This window comes from Saccharopolyspora erythraea (assembly GCF_018141105.1).
GTDB classification, from domain to species: domain Bacteria; phylum Actinomycetota; class Actinomycetes; order Mycobacteriales; family Pseudonocardiaceae; genus Saccharopolyspora_D; species Saccharopolyspora_D erythraea_A.
On record NZ_CP054839.1, the window covers coordinates 3577328 to 3595934 of the forward strand.

The window sequence follows — 18607 nt, forward strand, 5'->3', positions numbered from 1 at the left end:
ATTCGGTCAGGACTTCGTTAACTCCCTGCAGTGAATACTTGCGCGCATCCGGACGGTAGTCACGCAATGCGCCAGTACTTCGCGAAGTTACCGACTTTCGATCCGCGTCTCCCGTTTTCCTTGCGTGGGAACTCCTTTGTCGGTTCACTCGGATTCGGGGCACGGCAGTTTCCCCGTGAACTCTTCGAGTGCCTCCGCGTGCGCCGCGGAATCACCGGTGCACGCGCCGGTCAAGCAATATTTCCAAGGAGTGCAGCATGGACAGCGGCCGTACTCGGCAAATCGTCGAAACCTGGTTCGCCGACATCGGTTCGGGCAACCTGGAAAGGGTCCTCGCCACCCTGTCCCCCTCGGTGTACCACGAACTCCCGCGCCACGAGCGCAATGCGGTGATCCCGAACCTCGGGGTGCACATCGGGCGCGACGCCGTCGCCGAGTCCTTCCGGATGCGCGGCGAGGCGTCCGCCGACGTGGAGTACGTGACCCGCGACGTCGTCGTGGAGGGGGACAAGGCATACGTGGTGACCTGGGCGCGGATGCGCCACCGCCGCACCGGCGTGGAGTTCGGGATCGAGGCCACCCACCGGCTGACCGTCGACGCCGGCGGCCAGATCAGCTACTGGAAGGTCTACTTCGACCCGACCCCGGAGGTCGCGGCTTTCGACGACGACCTCGACCAGCGGCTGCTGGCCGCTGTGCGCGCCGGCGAGAGCCAGGAGGTCGCGCAGCTGATCTCGGTCGGAGCACAGGTCGACGCACGTGACCAGGACACCGGGCTGACCGCGCTGATGATCGCCGCGGGCCGAGGGGATGCCACGTCGGTCCGGCTGCTGCTGGAAGGCGGCGCCGACGTGCACGCGATGGATGCGGCGGCGGGCGGGACCCCGCTGCACAAGGCGGTGCAGGGCGGTGACCTGGAATCGGTGCGGCTGCTCGTCGACGCCGGCGCGCAGATCGACGCCGTGGTGCCCACGACGGGGCACACCCCGCTGCTGGACGCTTTCTGGTACAAGATGCCGGACATCGCGGAGTTCCTGCTCGCGCAGGACGCGGGCCTGAACCTGACCACGCACTACGGCTTCTCGATGCGGGACCACATCGAGTACGCGTTGCAGGCCAACGCGCTGGGCACCGAGAAGCTCGCCGCCGCGGAACACGCCCTGCGTGCCCGGCTGGAGAGGGACGAGCGCCAGGCCGCCGAGCAGGCCCTGATGAGCGCTGTGGTCGCGGGCGACCTGGAGCGCGTGCGGGAGTTGCTGGCGCAGGGCGTGGCCGTGGACGAACGCTCGCCGGTGCTCAACGGGTTCAACGACGCCCACACCCCGCTGCTGGTCGCCGCGCGTGACGGTCACGTGGAGATCGTGCGCGAACTGCTGGCCGCGGGAGCCGACGTCAACGCCACCGAGCCCACCTTCGGTGCCGTCCCGTTGCACAAAGCCGTCTACAACGGACACGCCGAGATCACCCAGATCCTGGTGCACACCGCCGGAGTGGATCTGGACTTCCGGGGGCCGACCAACGGCTACACCCCGCTCCTGGACGCGATCTGGCACGGCTACGAGGAATGCAGCCGGATCCTGCTCGCCGCCGGCGCGCGTACCGATCTCGTCGGCCACGACGGCAAGACCCCGGCCGCGCTCGCCGCGGAGGTCTTCGGTGCCGGCCACGCCCTGACGACCGAGCTTTCCTGAGTCCGACCAGAAAGGACTGATCATGCTCTTCTACTGCCAGATGCGCTGGAACCACGAGGGGCGCATCACGATCGACGAGCTGCTCGACATCGAGTACGAGGAGACCAAGCACGCGCAGGAGACGCTGGACTCCGGCTTCTGCGTGGGCATCTGGAAGGTGGCCGGGCAGAAGCGGGTGATCGCGATCGTCGACGCGCCCTCGGCCGACGAGCTCGACCGGTCGGTGTTCCGCCTCCCGATGCGCGAGTACCTCGAGTTCGAGGAGATCTGGGCCCTGCGCGACTACCTGAGCTTCGCCGACGACGTCGAGCGCAGGTACCGGGACGTGTGACCGAACCAGGGAAGGAAGAGGAGAGACCGTGATCCACCAACTCATCTTCGCCGCCCCGAAACCGGGGATGACCGAGCGGCAGTTCCAGGACTACTGGATCGACGTGCACGCGGTGCGCTACGCGAGCAAGATCCCGCAGATCCGCCGTTACGCCGTCGACCGAAGGCTCGAGCTGCCCGACGACGGCGGTGAACCGCTGTGGAGCGGGGTCGGGGAGATCTGGCTGCGCAACGCCGAGGAGCAGCTGGCCTCGCTGCAGACTCCGGAGTTCCTCGACGGCGCCCGCGCCGACGAGCCGCGCTGGGCGGCGTTCTGGCGCACCGTCGTCCTCGACACCGATGCGCACGTGCTGGTCGAGGGGCCGCCGCAGCGCGCCGACCAGCACGAGGCGAAGCTGTTCGTGCTGGTCAAGCGCAAGCAGGGGATCAGCCTGGACGACTTCCGCCGGCGCGCCCTGCGAACCCGGAGCGCCACGAGCATTCCGGGGCTGGTCCGCTACGTCCAGGGGCACTCCCGGGACGGCATGTACGGCGTTGGCGAGGCGCCGTTGGATGCCGCTTTCCAACTGCACTTCGCCGGCCCGGAGGCACTCGTCGACGCCCGCAACACCGCCGAGTACCGCGCCTTCGAGTCCGAACTGCGGGAGTTCGTCGAGCCGCGGTACGTGCACACCCTCGCCGTCGAGCAGAACTGGGTCATCGGGCCCGAAGCCCGGTGACAGCCTCCCGCGCAGACGTCAGATCGAAAAGAAGTGGAGTTAAGGATGAGCAAGCGCGTTCTCGTCGTGCTGTCGGAGTACGGGTACTGGGGTGAGGAACTGGTCGGCCCGGTGGAGGAGATGGACCGGGCCGGTTACCGGATCGCCTTCGCCACCCCGACGGGTGCCCGGCCGCAGGCGCTGCCGCCGAGCCTCGACCCGGAGTACGTCGACCCGCCGCTGGGACGGCCGGTCACCACGGCCTCCATGGCCCGTCGTGCCCGTGAGCTCGACGAGTCGTCGCGGCTGGACAACCCGTTGAGCCTGGCCGACCTGGTGCCCGAGCGGCCCTACTACAGCGCGGTCAACCACCTGCGTGCGCTGGAGGAGTACAACCGCAAGCTCGACTCGGCGACGGCCGAGCTCGTGGAGGGCTTCGACGCCCTGGTCATCGTCGGCGGCAGCGGCCCGATCGTCGACCTGGCCAACAACGAGCGCCTGCACGAAATCGTGCTGGCCTTCGTGGCCGCGGACAAGCCCATCGTCGCGGAGTGCTACGGCGTCGCGGTGCTGGCCTTCGCCCGCGACATGGAATCGCGGGAGAGCATCCTGTGGGGCAAGCACGTCACCGGCCATCCCAAGGAGTACGACTACAAGGACGGGACGGGCTTCGTCGGCGTCGACTTCAACATGGGGCCGCCGCCGTATCCGCTGGAGTACATCCTGCGCGACGCGACCGGTCCGGACGGCGGTTTCCACGGCAACGTCGGCAAGGACATCTCCGTCGTCGTCGACTACCCGTTCATCACCGCACGGTCCACACCGGACTCCGTCGAGTCCGGGCAGAAGCTGGTGCAGGTGCTCGAGAACGGCCTCGAGCGCTCCGGCTGGTGAGCGCGGACGGAGAGGAAGAAGATGTCGACCAGACCAGGCAGGGTGGCGATCCACGAGCAGTTCGCCACCGATGGTTTCGAGTACATGTTCGGCAATCCCGGCACAGTGGAACAGGGTTTCCTCGACGTCGCGGGCAGCTCCGAGCTGGAGTACGTGCTGGGACTGCACGAGTCGGTGTCGGTGGGCATGGCCGACGGCTATGCCCGGGCATCGGGAGGGCCGGCACTGGTGCAACTGCACAGCAGCGTCGGCCTGGGCAACGCCGTCGGCATGCTCTACCAAGCCAGGCGGGGCGGGGCGCCGCTGGTGGTGGTGGTCGGTGACGCGGGCGTGCGCTACGACGCCATGGACGCCCAGATGGCCGCGGACCTGGTGTCGATCGCCCAACCGGTCACCAAGTACGCGACGCGGGTGACCGACGAGAGCTCGGTGCTGCGGGTGCTGCGGCGGGCGACGAAGATCGCGATGACTCCGCCGTGCGGTCCGGTGGTGGTGGTCCTGCCCGCCGACGTGCTCGACGAACCCAACCACGAGCCGGTGCGGCCGAGCCCGGTGCCGTCGACGCGGGTGACGCCCGCGCCGGCGACGGTGGCCGACATGGCCAGCCGGTTGCTGGCCGGGCAGCGGCGGCTGGTGCTCATGGGCGACGGCGTCGCAGCCAGCGGCGCCCAGCGCGAGCTCACGGCGGTGGCCGAGCGGTTGAACGCACCGGTGTGGGGCGTCAACTCCTCGGAGGTCAACTTCGACACCACGCACCGCCTCTACGGCGGCGAGTTGGGGCACATGTTCGGTACCGACAGCGAACGGGTGGTGCGCAACGCCGATTCGGTGCTCATCGTCGGCACCTACGTCTTCCCCGAGGTGTTCCCGTTGCTGGACGGACCGTTCCGGGAGGACGCGCACATCGTGCACGTGGACCTGGACCGCTACGAGATCGCGAAGAACCACCCCGTCGATCTCGGTGTGGCGGCAGATCCGAAGTTGACGCTGGCGGCGTTGGATGCGGAGCTGACCCGCCAGCGTCCGGTGGGCCCCGGCCCCGATCACTTCCCGGAAGGCGCCGAGCCGAGCCGGACCGAGGTGACCGACGCACCGGAGAGCTTGCTCGGGAGCTTCTCCCGGGAGCTCGCCGAGCGAGCGCCGAGCGACCTGGTGGTCTTCGACGAGGCGCTGACCGCGTCACCGCAGGTGCTGCGGCATCTGCCGCCGCGTGAGCCGGGGCGGTTCTTCCAGACCCGAGGCGGTTCGCTCGGGGTCGGGGCACCGGGGGCGATGGGGATCAAGCTGGCCAGGCCGGACGCTCCTGTCGTCGCCTTCACCGGTGACGGCGCCGGCATGTACACCATCCAGGCGCTGTGGACGGCGGCCAGGTACGGCATCGACGTCACGATCGTGGTCTGCAACAACGGCCGGTACCGGTTGCTGGACCGCAACATCGAGCAGTACTGGTCGGCGCAGGGCATCGCGCCGCACGACTACCCGGACGCGTTCGACCTGACGCGGCCGGAGATCGGATTCGGCGAGCTCGCCGCCGGGCTCGGTGTCGCGTCGCGCCGGGTCACCGAGCCAGGGGAGGTCGAACCTGCGGTGACGGCCGCGCTCTCCGGAGACGGGCCACTGCTGATCGACCTGGCCGTCGAGTGAGAGGAGGACCATGGCCACCGATTCGCCGCTGAACGTCGAAGGTGCGCGCGGCTTCGTGCTCCGGTGGTGCGCGGCGCTGGACATGCACATGGAAAGCGCGGAGCTCGGTGAGTTCCTGGCCAGCGCGGGGCTGGTGTTCGGCTTCCCGCATCGGCTGGTGCGCGACCGCGACGAGTTCGAGCAGTGGTACGACGAAGTGACCACCGTTTTCTTCGACGAGGTCCGCGAAGTGCGTGGGATCGAGGTGGAGCTCACCTCCCCGCTGCACGCGGAAGTGCGGGCCCGGGTCAACTGGCAGGCCCGCACCTGGGACCCGCCTGCCCCGCGCAGTCAGTGGATCGGCTGCGACTGGGTCGAGGAGCTGTCGGTCGTGCTGCAGGACGGCGCGCCGAAGATCCGGACCCGCAGGCTCCGCGAGCCCGAACCGATGCCGGGTTCGCCGCGGCTGTACGAGGTGAGCTGACACCTGCCGCCGAAGGCGCGGCCGCGGTGGTGGTCGGTGGTGCGAGCACCACCGACCACCACCTCTTCCCCACATCGCTAGCGAGGAGTAGCACAGTGGACACCCCGAAACGACCGGCGCCGCCCGCGCTCGAGGGCGCGCGCATCGGAATCCTGCTGGAGAGCGACTACGTCGAGGAGGAGATCTCCTACTACCGGATGCGGTTCGCCGAGGAAGGCGCCGAGGTGGCGCTGCTGACGCGGCTGTGGGGAAACCAGTCGCTGGTCTTCACCGGCCACGAGCACGGTGTGCCGCTGACCGTGGACCGTGACCTCGAACAACTCGACTACGGCGAGCTGTCGCGGCTGTCGGCGCTGATCGTGCCCTCCGGGATGGTCGCCGATCGGCTGCGCTACACCGAGGACCTCGACGTGGTCCCGCCCGCGCTGCGGCTGCTGCAGCGCGCTTTCCGGATGCCACGCCTGCTCAAGGTGTTCTCCTGCCACGGGTTGTGGCTGGTGTCGGCGGCGCCCGAGCTGGTGGCCGGGCGCTCGGTCACCTGCCACAACAACCTGGTCGGCGACGTGCGCAACATGGGTGCGCACCACGTCGACGAGGACGTCGTGGTCGACGGGGATCTGATCACCGGGCGCTCGGTGGAGGTCGCACCTCAGCTCGCCAGGACGCTGATCGGCCGGCTGGCCGCGGCTGGGCGGTGATGGCGGTGGCTGCGGTCGACTTCACCTTCTCCGACACCGTCGCCGGCTACGTCGTGCACAGCGGCGACTCCTGGGCACGTCTGAACACTGTGGATGGTCGCGCGGTCACCGTGCGGTTCACTTCGCGCACCCATGCACGCCTGCTGCGCAACCTCGGCGAACCCTACTCCGACGTCACGGAGCGGATCGCGGAGTTGCTGGTGCCGGGACAGCTGGTCTTCAGCTACGGGCCGGTCTACCCGGAACCGGACGGACTGCGGTTCCACTGCGCGCAACTTACCTTCGTCGGCGAGTGCCCGACACGGCCCGTCCACGAGCACCCGCGCTGGTGGGTCGAGCAGCTCACGCAACTGGCGGCCTTCTACCGGGAGGCGCAGTTCGGCAGCGGCCCGCCCGATTTCACCGGCTACCGCACAGATCTCGGGCTCAGCGGCGCGAAGGCCGGTCGGCGGGTGCAGGAGACCGACACGATCTCCCGCCTGGTATACGGGATGGCTGCCTCCTACCTGCTGACAGGCGACGAGGACGCGCTCGAGGTCGCCGAGCGCGGTTCCGCCTACATGCAGGACAACCTGCGCTTCGCCGACGACGATGAACAGGTGACCTACTGGTACCACGGCGTCGAGCTGGACGGGGTGCGCGAGCGCAAGCTGTTCGCCTCCGAGTTCGGCGACGAAGAGCAGGCGCTGCCGGCCTACGAACAGATCTACGCGCTCGCCGGCCCGGTGCACACCTACCGCGTCACCGGTGACCCGTCGCTCCGCGCCGACATCGAGGGCACCGTGCGGCTGTTCGAACGCTTCTACGCCGACCCCCAGTACGGCGGCTACTTCTCGCACCTGGACCCGTTGGAGCTGAGCCCCCGCGCGCGGTCGCTGGGACGCAACCGGTCGCGCAAGAACTGGAACTCCATCGGAGACCACGCTCCCGCCTACCTGTTCAACCTCTACCTGGCCACCGGCCAGGAGCGGTACCTGCGGATGCTGGAGAGCACCTTCGACCTCGTCGTCTCGCACTTCCCCGCGGACCGGGACCTGGCGGGCGAGCCGTTCGTGCGGGAGCGGTTCCACCGCGACTGGACGCCGGACCTGGAGTGGGGCTGGCAGCAGAACGGGGCCGTCGTCGGGCACAACCTGAAGATCGCCTGGAACCTGGCGCGGATGCATTCGCTGGTGCCCAAGCACGACTACCGCGCACTGGCCGAACTCATCGCGAGCCGGATGCCCGACGTGGGCCGGGACCCGCAGCGCGGCGGGTGGTACGACGTGGTGGACCGGGCCGCCGAGGACGGCAGGCACCGCTTCGCCTGGCACGACCGCAAGACGTGGTGGCAGCAGGAGCAGGCTATCCTGGCCTACCTGCTGCTGGCCGGCACCACTGGCGCCGCGGAGTACGCGCGGCATGCCCGTGAAGCTTCGGCGTTCTACAACGCCTTCTTCCTGGACCACGATGACGGCGCGGTGTATTTCGCCGTTCTCTCGGGCGGGCTGCCGTACCTGCTCGGCACCGAGCGCGGCAAGGGCAGCCACTCGATGAGCATGTACCACGCGGCGGAACTGTGCTATCTGGCGACCGTCTACACCAGACTCCTGGTTCGGCGGGAGCCGCTGGAGCTGTGGTTCCGGCCGCGTCCCGACGCCGACTTCCCGGGCCGGGTGTTGCGCGTCGCGCCCGACGCGCTGCCGCCGGGACAGGTGGTCCTGGACCAGGTGCATCTCGACGGCGAGCCCAGCGACGACTTCGATCCGGTGGCGATGACCGTGCCGCTGCCCGACAGCGAGCATCCCGTGCGGGTGCGCGTTCGCCTGCGGCCGACCGTGGAGGAGGGCCGATGACCACGACGAACGGGTTCGCGGTGCGCCCAGGGCGGACGGCGCCGCTGGGTGCGGTAGCGGTCGACGACGGTGTGAACTTCGCGGTCGTGTCCCGCACCGCGGAGCGGGTGTGGCTGGTGCTGCTCTCGCCCCGGGACGGCACCGAGATCGCCACCATCCCGTTCCCCGGGGAGTACCGGTTCGGCGCGGTGTGGGCCATGACGGTCGTCGGTCTCCCCGCGGAGGTGGACTACGCCTACCGCGTCGACGGCCCGGACGGGACCGGCAACCGGTTCGCCCCCGATGCCCTGCTGCTCGACCCGCACGGGACCGCCGTCGCGGGCGGGGAGATCTGGGGGCGGGCCCGCACCTACCGCTCCCGCGTCCTGGTCGACGACTTCGACTGGGGAGCCGACCGGAAGCCGCGGATCCCACCCGAGGACCTGGTGATCTACGAAGCCCACGTGCGCGGGTTCACCCGGCATCCGTCATCGGGGACGCGGGTTCCGGGAACCTACGCGGGTTTCCGGGACAAGATCCCCCACCTCGCTCGGCTCGGGGTCAACTGCGTGGAGCTCATGCCCGTCTTCGAGTTCGACGACACGGACAACTCCGCGGGCGAGGGGCTGGTGAACTACTGGGGCTACGACCCGGTCAGCTTCCTGGCGCCGAAGGCGGCCTACGCCGCCGACCCGCAGGCACCGGCCCGCGAGCTCAAGGAACTGGTGCGGGACCTGCACGCACACGGCATCGAGGTCGTGCTGGACGTGGTCTTCAACCACACCGCCGAGGGCGACCACCGGGGGCCGACCCTGTCGTGGCGGGGTGTGGACAACGCGACGTACTACCTGCTCGGCCCCGGCGGTGAGGACTGCAACTACAGCGGCACCGGCAACACCGTCAACGCCAACGACCCCGTGGTCCGCTCCTACGTCGTGGACTGCCTGCGGTACTGGGCGACCGAGTACCGGGTGGACGGTTTCCGGTTCGACCTGACGTCGGCGCTGACCAGGGGTGGTGACGGGCATGCGCTGGAGAACCCGCCGCTGCTGGAGCAGATCGCGCACGACCCCGTGCTGGCCGACTGCAGGCTCATCGCCGAACCGTGGGATGCCGCCGGCCTCTACCAGGTCGGCAGGTTCCCGCACCACCAGCGGTGGATGGAGTGGAACGGCCGCTATCGCGACGCGGTCCGGCGGTTCCTCGTCGGGCGCCCCGACAGCGCAGGGGAACTGGCCACCCGGTTGGTCGGCTCGCCCGATCTCTACGGCGAGCGCGGCACCACGGCATCGGTGAACTTCGTGACCTGCCACGACGGTTTCACTCTCGCCGACTGGGCCGCCTTCGACCACAAGCACAACGAGGCCAACGGTGAAGACGGCCAGGACGGGCCGGGCGACGAGGCGAGCTGGAACTGCGGCGTCGAGGGACGGACCGACGACGAGGGGGTGCTGCGGCTGCGCGAGCGCCAGGTCCGCAACGCGCTCGCGCTGCTGCTGTTGAGCCACGGCGTGCCCATGCTGCTCGGCGGCGACGAGTTCGGCCGCACGCAGCTCGGCAACAGCAACGCCTACTGCCACGACGGCTCGCTGACCTGGCTGGACTGGGACATGGCCGACCGCAACGCCGGCCTCGTCGAGTTCGTTCGCCGCTGCCTGGCGTTCCGGCGGGCACACCCCGTCCTGCGGCGGACCGCGCATCCCAGCGGGGAGGCCGACGAGGGTGCGGCGTACCCACCGGTGAGCTGGCACGGACGCAGGCCGGGCGACCCCGACTGGTCGACGGCGTCGGGACTGCTGGTGGCGCTGCTGCACCAGGAGGTTCCTGGCGACACCGTGCTGGTGATCGCCAATGCGCATGCGGAGGCGGAGGAGATCGCCTTGCCCGAGGTGCCTCCGGGCACCGGTTGGCACCGCTTCCTGGATACCTGCCGGGAGCCCGCTGCCACACCGATCGGATCCGAAGAGCAGCTACCCGACCAAGCGCGGATCGTCGTCGCAGCGCACTCGGTGGTCGTGTTGGTGGCTGGTGAGGAGGCAGGAGGATGACCGCGCAGAGGCAGTCGGAGACCGTGCTGGAGTGCCACCTCGGTTTCAGCGCGGGAACAGCGAGGATCGATCTGGTCGGAGCGCTCGACGAGTGCGGCGCCGAGATCCTGGCCGCCTACCTGGAGCGTGCCGGGGACGCTGATGTGGACCGGATCGTGCTCAACGTCGCAAACGTCGGCGTGGTGTCCGCGGCGGCGGTGCGCTGCCTGGCCCACGCCCAGCAGCGGTTCGGTCCCAGCACCTGGTTGATGCTGGCCGGTGCCGACGCGGACCTGCGCGGTGCACTGCGACGGGCGAGCCTTGATTCGGCGATCGCGCTGGTTCCGGATTCCTGATTCTCCTCGGCCCGGAGAATTGATTTCGCAAAACGGCGCGACTCCGATGGTTGTAGTCTGGTTCGTTTCGGCAGCAAATATGCACCCACGGTGATCGGGTTCGCGCTGTCAATAGTCGTTTCGGGTGGGGATATGCGGCACTTCGTGGCTCGAAAGTTTGTATGACATACCTCACTAGCGGCCGGAGCAGAGGGCGGAACGTCGGTTGTTTGCGCTATTAATTAATGCTGACGAGCAGCCGGTGTGTCGCGCGAAGGAACGTGCTTGATCTATCTGGGGTATCCAATATGCTACTTTCCGATTCTGATGTGTTAATCGCGGGAACTGTCGGATTTTCGCGGTTTGTCCAGGAGGCGTTTGCTTCTCTGTCCCGATTGGACCAGCGTCGATGGGCCGAGGTGTACGTGCGCGGCCTGCTGGAGCGGGAGGGAAGAAAGTCCGCGCGCAAGATCGCCGATGCCATCCTCGGACTTCCGGTGGCGCAGTCGTTGCAGCAGTTCGTGAACCAGAGCCCCTGGGACTGGCAGCCGGTGCGCCAGTACCTCGCCGCGCACGCCGTCGAGCACCTGCGACCGAAGGCATGGGTGCTGGACAACACGGTGATCCCGAAAAGCGGCCGTTATTCGGTCGGCGTCGCGCGGCGGTACGTGGAGGCCGAACGGCGCACCCTGAATTGCCAGGTGGGTAAAGCGCTCTTCCTTGCCGGTGACGGGGCGGGCGTACCGGTGGACTGGCGGATCGTGCTGCCGGAAAAGTGGGGTTCGGACGCGCACCTGCGCAAACGCGCTCGCATTCCGGCGGAGGAGCGAAGCGAGCCCGAATGGCGGTATGCCCTCGACCTGGTCGACCAACAGCGGAATCGCTGGGCGGGAGATTCGTTGCCGGTCGTGAGCGACGTCCGGAACATGTCCGGCGCCGCGGATCTCGGCCATCGCCTGCACCAGTCGCGAATTGGATTCGTATTTCAGGTCGGCGCGCGATTACCCTTGGTCCAGGACGACGGCCGAGTTCGCACGGCACTGGACTGCGCGCAGGATGTGATCCGGAACCGGCGGCCCGCCGTGGTGTGGCGGGGCGACGGTGGCAGCGCTTTCGGGACGTACTTCCTGTCCGTTCCGGTCCAGTTCGAGCCGTCCGGAAAGGTCAGCGCGCCCGCGGATGCGGGCCGTTCGTTCCGGCTGATCGTCGAGCGGTCGCCGAACGAGGAGCTGCCGGTGCGGTACTGGCTGACCAACTTCCCGCACCGCATGGGAGGCGAGGTGGTCGGTCTCGGCAGGCTGGTCGACCAGACCCGCCGCGATCTGCGTGAACTGCGGCTCGACTTCGGGCTGCACGACTTCGAGGGCCGTTCGTTCCGGGGGTGGCACCACCACATGACGCTGGTCAGCGCCGCCTACGCGTACCACCGCACGCATCTGGCCGGAGTCCGCTGACATCTGGTGCGCCAGGAGAGCGTTGCGGCCCAGCGGTGCGGGGCGCCAAGAGCGCGTCGATCTCGCGCAGGGGCCCGGGGGCGATGTCGAGATCCGTCGCCCTGGCGTGGTTGCGCACGTCCTCCAGGTTCAGCGCGGTCGGCATCGGGATGAGCCCCTTGTCCAGCAGCCAGGCGAGGGCGAGCTGCGTGGTGGTGATGCCGAGCGCGGCGGCCATCGGACCCAGCACCGCCTGGAGGAGCTGCTCGTGGGCCGGGGCGTAGCCGCGGGGACCGTGATGCTCGCCGAGCGGATGGCGCGCGAGGAACGCGATGCCGAGTCGCCGGCAGACCGGCAGCACCTCGTGCTCCGGTTGGCGCTGCATCGGGGAGTAGCTCGAGGACACCGCGGTGACGGCGTGCACGGTCTGGGCCCGCAGGATCATCTTCCCGGATGTACCGGGCAGGCCGATCCAGCGGATCTTGCCCGCCTGCGCCAGCTCGCCGAGGGTGCTGACGGTTTCCTCGACGGGGGTCGACGGGTCGTGCCGGCGCAGTGAGTACAGGTCGATGTGGTCGGTGCCGAGCCGGCGAAGGCTGCGGTCGACCGCGCGCATGCACGCGTCGGGGCGCGCCTGCCCGGGAATCGTCCGTCCGAGCCGGTCGGTCCGCTCACCGAAGCCTGCGCTCAGGACCAGTTGTTCGCGGCGCCGGGACAGCACTCGTCGCACGACGGTCTCGCTGCGGTGCGGGCCGGTGATGTCGATGAACGTGATCGATCCGTCCGCGGCCGCGGCCACGGCTGCCGCGATATCGCTTTCGTCGCGTTCGCCGGGTATCGGGTCCGCGACCTCCACGCCGAGTGCCGACATCTCGGGACCGTTTCGTCCCAGTTTCCGGTATCGCATCTGTTCCCGAATCCCTCGTGTCCGTCGGGCGGGTACAGCATGTCGCTACCGGGCCGAAGGTCGCCAGGCCGAACGCCGGGTAGTCAGCGCAGGACTACCCGACGTTCGGCCACCGCGAGATTCCGTCACTCGGATGGCCCTCTGTCGCTCTCGTCCAAGAGTGACAGAGGCAGAAGCACCAGGGAGTGTTGTCTCGCGGCCGAACAGCGGCGACGCGGTCCGGGCGTCCCGCGCCACCGCCTGATCCGTTGCTGGAAGGGAGTTCGCCGTCAGGAGATCTGCTTCTGGACCCAGTCGTGGAATTCGGCGATGTGGTGTTCGCTGGGGACGAAGACTCCGCCGCGTGCGTAGCCGCGGGAGTCCATGGCGAGCTGGCAGCGTTCGCAGGCGTCGAAGTCCTGGCGGTTGACGCGGTCGAACAGCTCCACCGAGTGCGACAGGTCGCGGCCGGAGTCGACGACCTCGGGCAGGTACAGCCAGTCGCACTCGATCAGCGTGCGGTCCGCAGCGACGGGGAACATGCGGTGCAAGATCACGTGGTCGGGCACCAGGTTGATGAACACCTGCGGGCGCACGGTGATCGCGTAGTAGCGCCGGTCCTGCTCGTCGGACACGCCGGGCAGCCGGTCCAGGCCCTGGCTGCCGTCGACGGTGAAGCCCTGCACGTCCTCACCGAACTCCGCGCCGTGGCCGACGTAGTACTGCGCGGCGAAGCCGTCGGCGAACTCCGGTAGCACCTCGGTGAGCTCGGGATGGATCGTGGCGCAGTGGTAGCACTCCATGAAGTTCTCGATGATCTGCTTCCAGTTCGCCTTCACGTCGTAGGTGATGCGCTTGCCCAGCTTCAGCGCGGCGATGTCGTAGGAGTTGATCGCCCCGGCATCACCCAGCCGCGCGGTGACATCCGAGACCACGGTCTCGTCGAACGACGGCGGCTGCTCGGCCAGGCACACCCACGCATACCCCAGCCACTCCCGCACGTGCACCCGGTTGAGCCCGAACTCGGTGCGGTCGATGTCGGGCATGTCGTTGAGGTTGGGCGCGGCGATCAGCTTGCCGTCCAGCCCGTAGGTCCAGGCGTGGTACGGGCACTGGAAAGAACGACGCACCTCGCCCTTGTCTTCGGTGCACAACCGGGCACCCCGGTGACGGCAGATGTTGAGAAACGCATTGATCCCGCCGTCCCGGCCGCGGGCGATCAACACGCTCTCCCGCCCGACCTGCACCGTGCGGAACGCACCGGGCTTGTCCAGATCATCACAGCGCACCGCACAAAACCACTGCGCCTCCAAAATCCGCGACTGCTCAAGAGAAAAAATCGCCGGGTCGGTGTAGTACTGGCCCGGCAGCGTCGCCATCAGGCTTTCCGTCGGTCCGGTCGTGGTCATCTCAACCTCACTCGTGTAGTGGGACAACTGGTCTTGTTCGGGACTGACAAAAACCGGTGGTGACCGCACCGTTGCGGCCTCGACGAGGGCAGGCGGCATCGAGCTCCCGGCCAAGTCGGTGAGCGTGTACGAGAATTCGTTGTCGCGGTGCGGCGGCGGTTCGCCTCAGGCACCTGTTCCTCCGGCGCGAGCCGGGATCACAGCACCACCACGGAGCGCAGCACTTCGCCGTTGTGCATCCGGTCGAAGGCCGTCTCGACCTCCTCGAGCGCGATCCGTTCGGTGACGAACGCGTCCAGGTCGATGCCCCCCTGCTGGTGCAGTTCGACCAGCGCGGGGAAGTCGCGTTCGGGCAGGCAGTCGCCGTACCACGAGGACTTGATGGCGCCACCGCGGGAGAACACGTCGATCAGCGGCAGGTCGAGATCCATCTCCGGGCCCGGTACTCCCACCAGGACGACGGTTCCGGCGAGGTCGCGGGCGTAGAAGGCCTGCTGGAACGTCTCCGGACGCCCGACCGCGTCGATCACGACGTCGGCCCCGACTCCACCGGTGAGCGTCCGGATCGCCTCGACCGGGTCGGCGTGGCGGGCGTTGACGAGGTCGGTCGCTCCCAGCTGCTCGGCCCACGCGAGCTTGCGCGAGTCCAGGTCGACGGCGATCACCTGCCGTGCGCCGGAGAAGTCGGCTCCGGCGACGGCCGCGCAGCCGACACCACCGCAGCCGATGACCGCGACGGTGTCACCGAGCCGGACCGGTGCGGTGTTGACCGCCGCGCCGATTCCGGCCATGACGCCGCAGCCGAGCAGTCCGGCCACCGCGGGATCGGACTCGGGGTCCACCTTGGTGCACTGGCCGGCGGCGACCAGGGTCTTCTCGGCGAACGCGCCGATGCCCAGGGCCGTGGTCAGCGGTGTGCCGTCTTCCAGCGTCATGGGCTGGCGCGCGTTGTGGGTGTCGAAGCAGTACTGCGAGCGGCCACGGCGGCAGGACCGGCACTGTCCGCACACGGCGCGCCAGTTCAGCACGACGAAGTCACCGGGTCGCACGTTCCTGACGCCGGGGCCCACGGCCTCGACGACTCCCGCCGCTTCGTGTCCGAGCAGGTACGGGAACTCGGTGCCGATGCCGCCCTCGCGGTAGTGCAGGTCGGTGTGGCAGACCCCGCACGCCTGCACCGCGACGAGTGCCTCGCCTGGGCCGGGGTCGGGCACAAGGATGTCGAGTACCTCGACGGGGGCGCCTTTCTTGCGTGCCACGACGCCTCGGGCCTTGTGTCGCACGGGCAGATCTCCTCTTCGCACGAGCGCTGAGAGTGGTGGAGGGCGAAAGCCACGGAGAAGCATGTTGCGCATAGCGCACAGCGTTGCTCAATTTGAGACAACGATGAGGCTGGGTGGTCTTCCTGTCAAGAGGCACTTGCCAACGTTTGCCGCTACCGATCGGTAGCCGGGGGTCGCGTGGTGCCCGGCGGCCGAAACCCCTGTTGGAGGCGGAGAAGTCGCCCGAAGAGCCGCCAGTGGATCTCTTGACGGTGACCCGGTCGCTGTGGATCCTTGTTGCGTATAGAGCGACATGTTCTGTTATGCGCAACGTTTGGAGGGGGTGCTCATGGTCGCCGTGTGCCGTGTCGAGGAGCTGCCGCCGGGGGAGTCGACCCGGGTCTGGGCGGACGTGGCCGTGGCCGTGTTCAACGCCGACGGTGAGTTCTACGCGGTCGACGACACCTGCACGCACCAGGACGCGTCGTTGTCGGAGGGGTTCCTGGAGGGCTGTTTCGTCGAATGCCCGCTGCACGCGGCGTTCTTCGACCTGCGCACGGGGATGCCGACCTGCCTGCCCGCCAAACGGCCGGTGCGCACCCACCCCGTGACCATCGAAGACGGCGTGATCCACGTGCACGTCACCGCAAACACCAGCCAGCAGTCCGAGAACGCACAGGAGCAGGAGGCCGTCGCATGAGGAGCATCGCGGTGATCGGGGCGTCGCTGGCCGGGTACTCCGCCGCCCAGCAACTGCGCGCACAGGGCTTCGGCGGGCGGTTGGTGCTCGTCGGAGACGAGGTGCACCCGCCGTACGACCGTCCGCCGCTGTCGAAGGACTTCCTGCTGGGCAAGGTCGACGCGGATGCTCTCGCGCTCGGCGAGAAGTCCGACCTCGACGACCTCGAGGCGCAGTGGCTCGTCGGCGACCCCGCGGTGCGGCTGAGCCGCACCGACGGCGCGGTGGAGCTGCTCAGCGGCGAGCGGGTCGGCGTGGACGGCGTCGTCATCGCCACCGGCGCCACTCCCCGGCGGCTGCCGGGCACCGAGGGGATCGCCGGCATTCACACCCTGCGCACGCTCGACGACGCTGCGAGGTTGCGCGAGCAGCTGACGAGCGCCTCACGGGTCGTGGTCATCGGTGCCGGTTTCATCGGGGCCGAGGTGGCGTCCTCGTGCTCCTACCTCGGCGCCGACGTGACCGTGGTCGAAGCCGCCGAGCTCCCCCTCGTCCACGCACTGGGCCGGAGCATGGCCGCGGCGTGTGCGGAACTGCACGGCGACCACGGGGTGCGGACGCGGTTCGGTGTCGGTGTCGCCGGCATCCTCTCGGCAGCCGGCCAGGTGACCGGGGTCCGGCTGGCCTCCGGAGAGGAACTGCCCGCCGACGTCGTGGTGGTCGGTATCGGCGTCCGCCCCAACACCGGGTGGCTGGCCGACTCGGGCCTGACCATCGAGGACGGCGTCCGCTGCGACGCGGGCGGCATCACCGACCTGCCCAACATCGCCGCGGTCGGCGACGTCGCCCAGGTGCACCGCCCCCACCTCGGCTACGCCACCCGCACCGAGCACTGGGCGGCGGCCACCGCCCAGCCGCGCGCGGCGGTGCGCAACCTGCTGGCGGGCACCACCGTCGAGCACCACGACGACACCCCGTACTTCTGGTCCGACCAGTACGGCAGCCGGATCCAGTTCGCCGGATCGGTGACTCCCGGAGCCCAGGCGCGCGTCGTCGAGGGCGACGTCGAGGACCGCAGCTTCCTCACCCACTACGAGCACGAGGGCCGACTCGTAGCCGTGCTGGCCTTCAACCAGCCCAAGGCATTCGGGCGGGCCCGGCGCCAGATCGCCAAACCCGGTCTCGTCGCGGCTTGACCACTGGGGACGCCTGACACGTGTACTGGGCCGTAAGGTGGGGCAATGCTATTCCGGCAGCTCGAGTACCTCGTCGCGTTGTCGAGAGAGCAGCACTTCGCCCGCGCGGCCCAGGCGTGCCACGTCTCGCAGCCGACGCTGTCGGCGGCCGTCCGCAAGCTGGAGGACGAGCTCGGCGTTGCGCTGATCCGCCGCGAAAGGCGCTTCCAGGGCCTGACGCAGGAAGGCGAGCGCATCGTCCGGTGGGCGGAGCGGATCCTGGCCGACCGCGAGTCGATGCGACAGGAGGTCGGTGCCCTGCGCACCGGCCTGAACGGACGACTCACCCTGGGGGTCATCCCGACGGCCGCGCCCGCGGTGCCCCTGCTCACCTCCGCGTTCTGCGCGAAGCACCCGCTCGCGCAGGTGCACGTCGTGGCCGATCTTTCCACCGACGAGATCTCCCGCAGGCTGCGCACCTTCGAGATCGACGTCGCGCTGACCTACGACCACGGCGCTGAGGTGAACGGGCTGACCTCGGTTCCGCTGTACCGGGAGCACTACGTGTTCCTGACACCGTCGGACGGCGAGTTCGGGCGGCGCGAGTCGGTGACCTGGGCCGAGGCCGCCCGCGTGCCGCTGTGCCTGCTGACCCCGTCGATGCAGGGGCGGCGCAGGCTGGACGCCCTCTTCGGCAAGGCCGGCGTCGCGCCTTCGCCGCAGCTGGAGACCGACTCGATCTCGTCGTTGTGCTCCCACGTCGCCACCGGGAGCTGGTCCACCATCGTTCCCGCACCGTTCGCCCGCGCGCTCGACGACATGGCGGGTGTGCGCGCCGTGGCCATCGAGGAGTCCGACGACGCCGCACGCGTCGCGTTGGTGCTGTCCTCCCGGGAACCCGGATCGGTGGTCGGGCGCGCGTTCGTCGACGTGGCGCGGTCGATCGACCTCGCCGCGTCACTGGAGTGACTCCGCACGGCAATTCGGGATAGACGGCGGCTATCAAGCGATCGGGAACGTCTCTTTGACAATTCAGCGGGGGTCGCCGATAACTGTCTGGCGCGGAATTCGGAGCGCCCGGTCGAGGGGGAAGCGGTGGAGGACCTGGGGCGCCTCGGCGGGCACCGCGTCCGTTCCGGTCGTCCGATGACCGCACGTTCTGCCTTCGA

Annotated in this window: 17 protein-coding genes; 14 read left to right on the top strand and 3 right to left on the bottom strand. The window is 69.1% G+C overall.

Annotated features, from left to right (window positions below):
• Positions 1-257: 257 nt before the first annotated feature.
• The 11 genes from HUO13_RS16375 (at position 258) to HUO13_RS16425 (ending at position 12048) form a co-directional block, all read left to right on the top strand.
• Positions 258-1691 carry an ankyrin repeat domain-containing protein gene (locus HUO13_RS16375; protein WP_211902181.1) on the top strand — a complete coding sequence of 478 codons (1434 nt, stop codon included), beginning with the start codon at positions 258-260 and terminating at the stop codon, positions 1689-1691.
• Positions 1692-1713: 22 nt separating this feature from the next.
• Positions 1714-2022, top strand: a complete 309-nt coding sequence (locus tag HUO13_RS16380) for a muconolactone Delta-isomerase family protein (RefSeq protein ID WP_211902182.1) — start codon at positions 1714-1716, stop codon at positions 2020-2022.
• A gap of 28 nt (positions 2023-2050) precedes the next feature.
• Entirely contained in the window at positions 2051-2740 is a 690-nt protein-coding gene (locus HUO13_RS16385) for an EthD domain-containing protein (RefSeq protein WP_211902183.1), read from the top strand.
• Positions 2741-2785: 45 nt separating this feature from the next.
• A complete protein-coding gene (locus HUO13_RS16390) occupies positions 2786-3613 on the top strand; it encodes a type 1 glutamine amidotransferase domain-containing protein (protein WP_211902184.1) in 828 nt (275 codons plus the stop codon).
• A 21-nt stretch (positions 3614-3634) separates the two neighbouring features.
• The gene (locus tag HUO13_RS16395; protein WP_211902185.1) at positions 3635-5257 is read left to right on the top strand and encodes a thiamine pyrophosphate-binding protein; all 1623 of its coding nucleotides are present in this window, start codon (positions 3635-3637) and stop codon (positions 5255-5257) included.
• Between the two features lie 10 nt (positions 5258-5267).
• Positions 5268-5720, top strand: coding sequence for a hypothetical protein (locus tag HUO13_RS16400; protein WP_211902186.1), 453 nt, complete (start codon positions 5268-5270; stop codon positions 5718-5720).
• Positions 5721-5815: 95 nt separating this feature from the next.
• Positions 5816-6418 carry a DJ-1/PfpI family protein gene (locus HUO13_RS16405; protein ID WP_211902187.1) on the top strand — a complete coding sequence of 201 codons (603 nt, stop codon included), beginning with the start codon at positions 5816-5818 and terminating at the stop codon, positions 6416-6418.
• Between the two features lie 5 nt (positions 6419-6423).
• Positions 6424-8253, top strand: coding sequence for an AGE family epimerase/isomerase (locus tag HUO13_RS16410; protein ID WP_249124912.1), 1830 nt, complete (start codon positions 6424-6426; stop codon positions 8251-8253).
• Positions 8250-10280 (top strand): glycogen debranching protein, encoded by a 2031-nt coding sequence (locus HUO13_RS16415; protein WP_211902189.1) that lies wholly within the window; start codon positions 8250-8252, stop codon positions 10278-10280. Before HUO13_RS16410 ends, HUO13_RS16415 begins: the two co-directional genes overlap by 4 nt.
• Positions 10277-10615: a hypothetical protein gene (locus HUO13_RS16420; protein ID WP_211902190.1), complete on the top strand. Its 339-nt coding sequence runs from the start codon at positions 10277-10279 to the stop codon at positions 10613-10615. The genes HUO13_RS16415 and HUO13_RS16420 overlap by 4 nt, the downstream gene beginning before the upstream one ends.
• A gap of 287 nt (positions 10616-10902) precedes the next feature.
• Complete coding sequence (locus tag HUO13_RS16425) at positions 10903-12048, top strand: IS701 family transposase (protein ID WP_211902191.1); 1146 nt, start codon at positions 10903-10905, stop codon at positions 12046-12048.
• On the opposite strand, the gene HUO13_RS16430 is transcribed toward HUO13_RS16425, so the two are convergent.
• From HUO13_RS16430 to HUO13_RS16440, 3 genes are all read right to left on the bottom strand, one after another.
• Positions 11999-12898: an aldo/keto reductase gene (locus tag HUO13_RS16430; protein ID WP_211902192.1), complete on the bottom strand. Its 900-nt coding sequence runs from the start codon at positions 12896-12898 to the stop codon at positions 11999-12001. The genes HUO13_RS16425 and HUO13_RS16430 overlap by 50 nt on opposite strands.
• Before the next feature lie 305 nt (positions 12899-13203).
• Positions 13204-14322, bottom strand: coding sequence for an aromatic ring-hydroxylating oxygenase subunit alpha (locus tag HUO13_RS16435; RefSeq protein WP_211902193.1), 1119 nt, complete (start codon positions 14320-14322; stop codon positions 13204-13206).
• 197 nt (positions 14323-14519) lie between these two features.
• Positions 14520-15605 carry an S-(hydroxymethyl)mycothiol dehydrogenase gene (locus HUO13_RS16440; protein ID WP_211902194.1) on the bottom strand — a complete coding sequence of 362 codons (1086 nt, stop codon included), beginning with the start codon at positions 15603-15605 and terminating at the stop codon, positions 14520-14522.
• A gap of 328 nt (positions 15606-15933) precedes the next feature.
• On the opposite strand from HUO13_RS16440, the gene HUO13_RS16445 reads away from it, so the two are divergent.
• The 3 genes from HUO13_RS16445 to HUO13_RS16455 are packed head-to-tail and all read left to right on the top strand — an operon-like array spanning position 15934 to position 18407.
• Positions 15934-16284 carry a bifunctional 3-phenylpropionate/cinnamic acid dioxygenase ferredoxin subunit gene (locus HUO13_RS16445; RefSeq protein ID WP_211902195.1) on the top strand — a complete coding sequence of 117 codons (351 nt, stop codon included), beginning with the start codon at positions 15934-15936 and terminating at the stop codon, positions 16282-16284.
• Positions 16281-17459 (top strand): NAD(P)/FAD-dependent oxidoreductase, encoded by a 1179-nt coding sequence (locus tag HUO13_RS16450; RefSeq protein ID WP_211902196.1) that lies wholly within the window; start codon positions 16281-16283, stop codon positions 17457-17459. The genes HUO13_RS16445 and HUO13_RS16450 overlap by 4 nt, the downstream gene beginning before the upstream one ends.
• A gap of 45 nt (positions 17460-17504) precedes the next feature.
• On the top strand, positions 17505-18407 hold the full coding sequence (locus HUO13_RS16455) for a LysR family transcriptional regulator (protein WP_211902197.1): 903 nt from the start codon (positions 17505-17507) through the stop codon (positions 18405-18407).
• Positions 18408-18607 lie beyond the last annotated feature (200 nt).

Coding starts and splice junctions, on each gene's coding strand:
- HUO13_RS16375 (WP_211902181.1), top strand. CDS start 258: ATGGACAGCGGCCGTACTCGGCAAATCGTCGAAACCTGGTTCGCCGAC.
- HUO13_RS16380 (WP_211902182.1), top strand. CDS start 1,714: ATGCTCTTCTACTGCCAGATGCGCTGGAACCACGAGGGGCGCATCACG.
- HUO13_RS16390 (WP_211902184.1), top strand. CDS start 2,786: ATGAGCAAGCGCGTTCTCGTCGTGCTGTCGGAGTACGGGTACTGGGGT.
- HUO13_RS16395 (WP_211902185.1), top strand. CDS start 3,635: ATGTCGACCAGACCAGGCAGGGTGGCGATCCACGAGCAGTTCGCCACC.
- HUO13_RS16400 (WP_211902186.1), top strand. CDS start 5,268: ATGGCCACCGATTCGCCGCTGAACGTCGAAGGTGCGCGCGGCTTCGTG.
- HUO13_RS16415 (WP_211902189.1), top strand. CDS start 8,250: ATGACCACGACGAACGGGTTCGCGGTGCGCCCAGGGCGGACGGCGCCG.
- HUO13_RS16420 (WP_211902190.1), top strand. CDS start 10,277: ATGACCGCGCAGAGGCAGTCGGAGACCGTGCTGGAGTGCCACCTCGGT.
- HUO13_RS16425 (WP_211902191.1), top strand. CDS start 10,903: ATGCTACTTTCCGATTCTGATGTGTTAATCGCGGGAACTGTCGGATTT.
- HUO13_RS16430 (WP_211902192.1), bottom strand. CDS start 12,898: ATGTCGGCACTCGGCGTGGAGGTCGCGGACCCGATACCCGGCGAACGC.
- HUO13_RS16435 (WP_211902193.1), bottom strand. CDS start 14,322: ATGACCACGACCGGACCGACGGAAAGCCTGATGGCGACGCTGCCGGGC.
- HUO13_RS16445 (WP_211902195.1), top strand. CDS start 15,934: ATGGTCGCCGTGTGCCGTGTCGAGGAGCTGCCGCCGGGGGAGTCGACC.
- HUO13_RS16450 (WP_211902196.1), top strand. CDS start 16,281: ATGAGGAGCATCGCGGTGATCGGGGCGTCGCTGGCCGGGTACTCCGCC.
- HUO13_RS16455 (WP_211902197.1), top strand. CDS start 17,505: ATGCTATTCCGGCAGCTCGAGTACCTCGTCGCGTTGTCGAGAGAGCAG.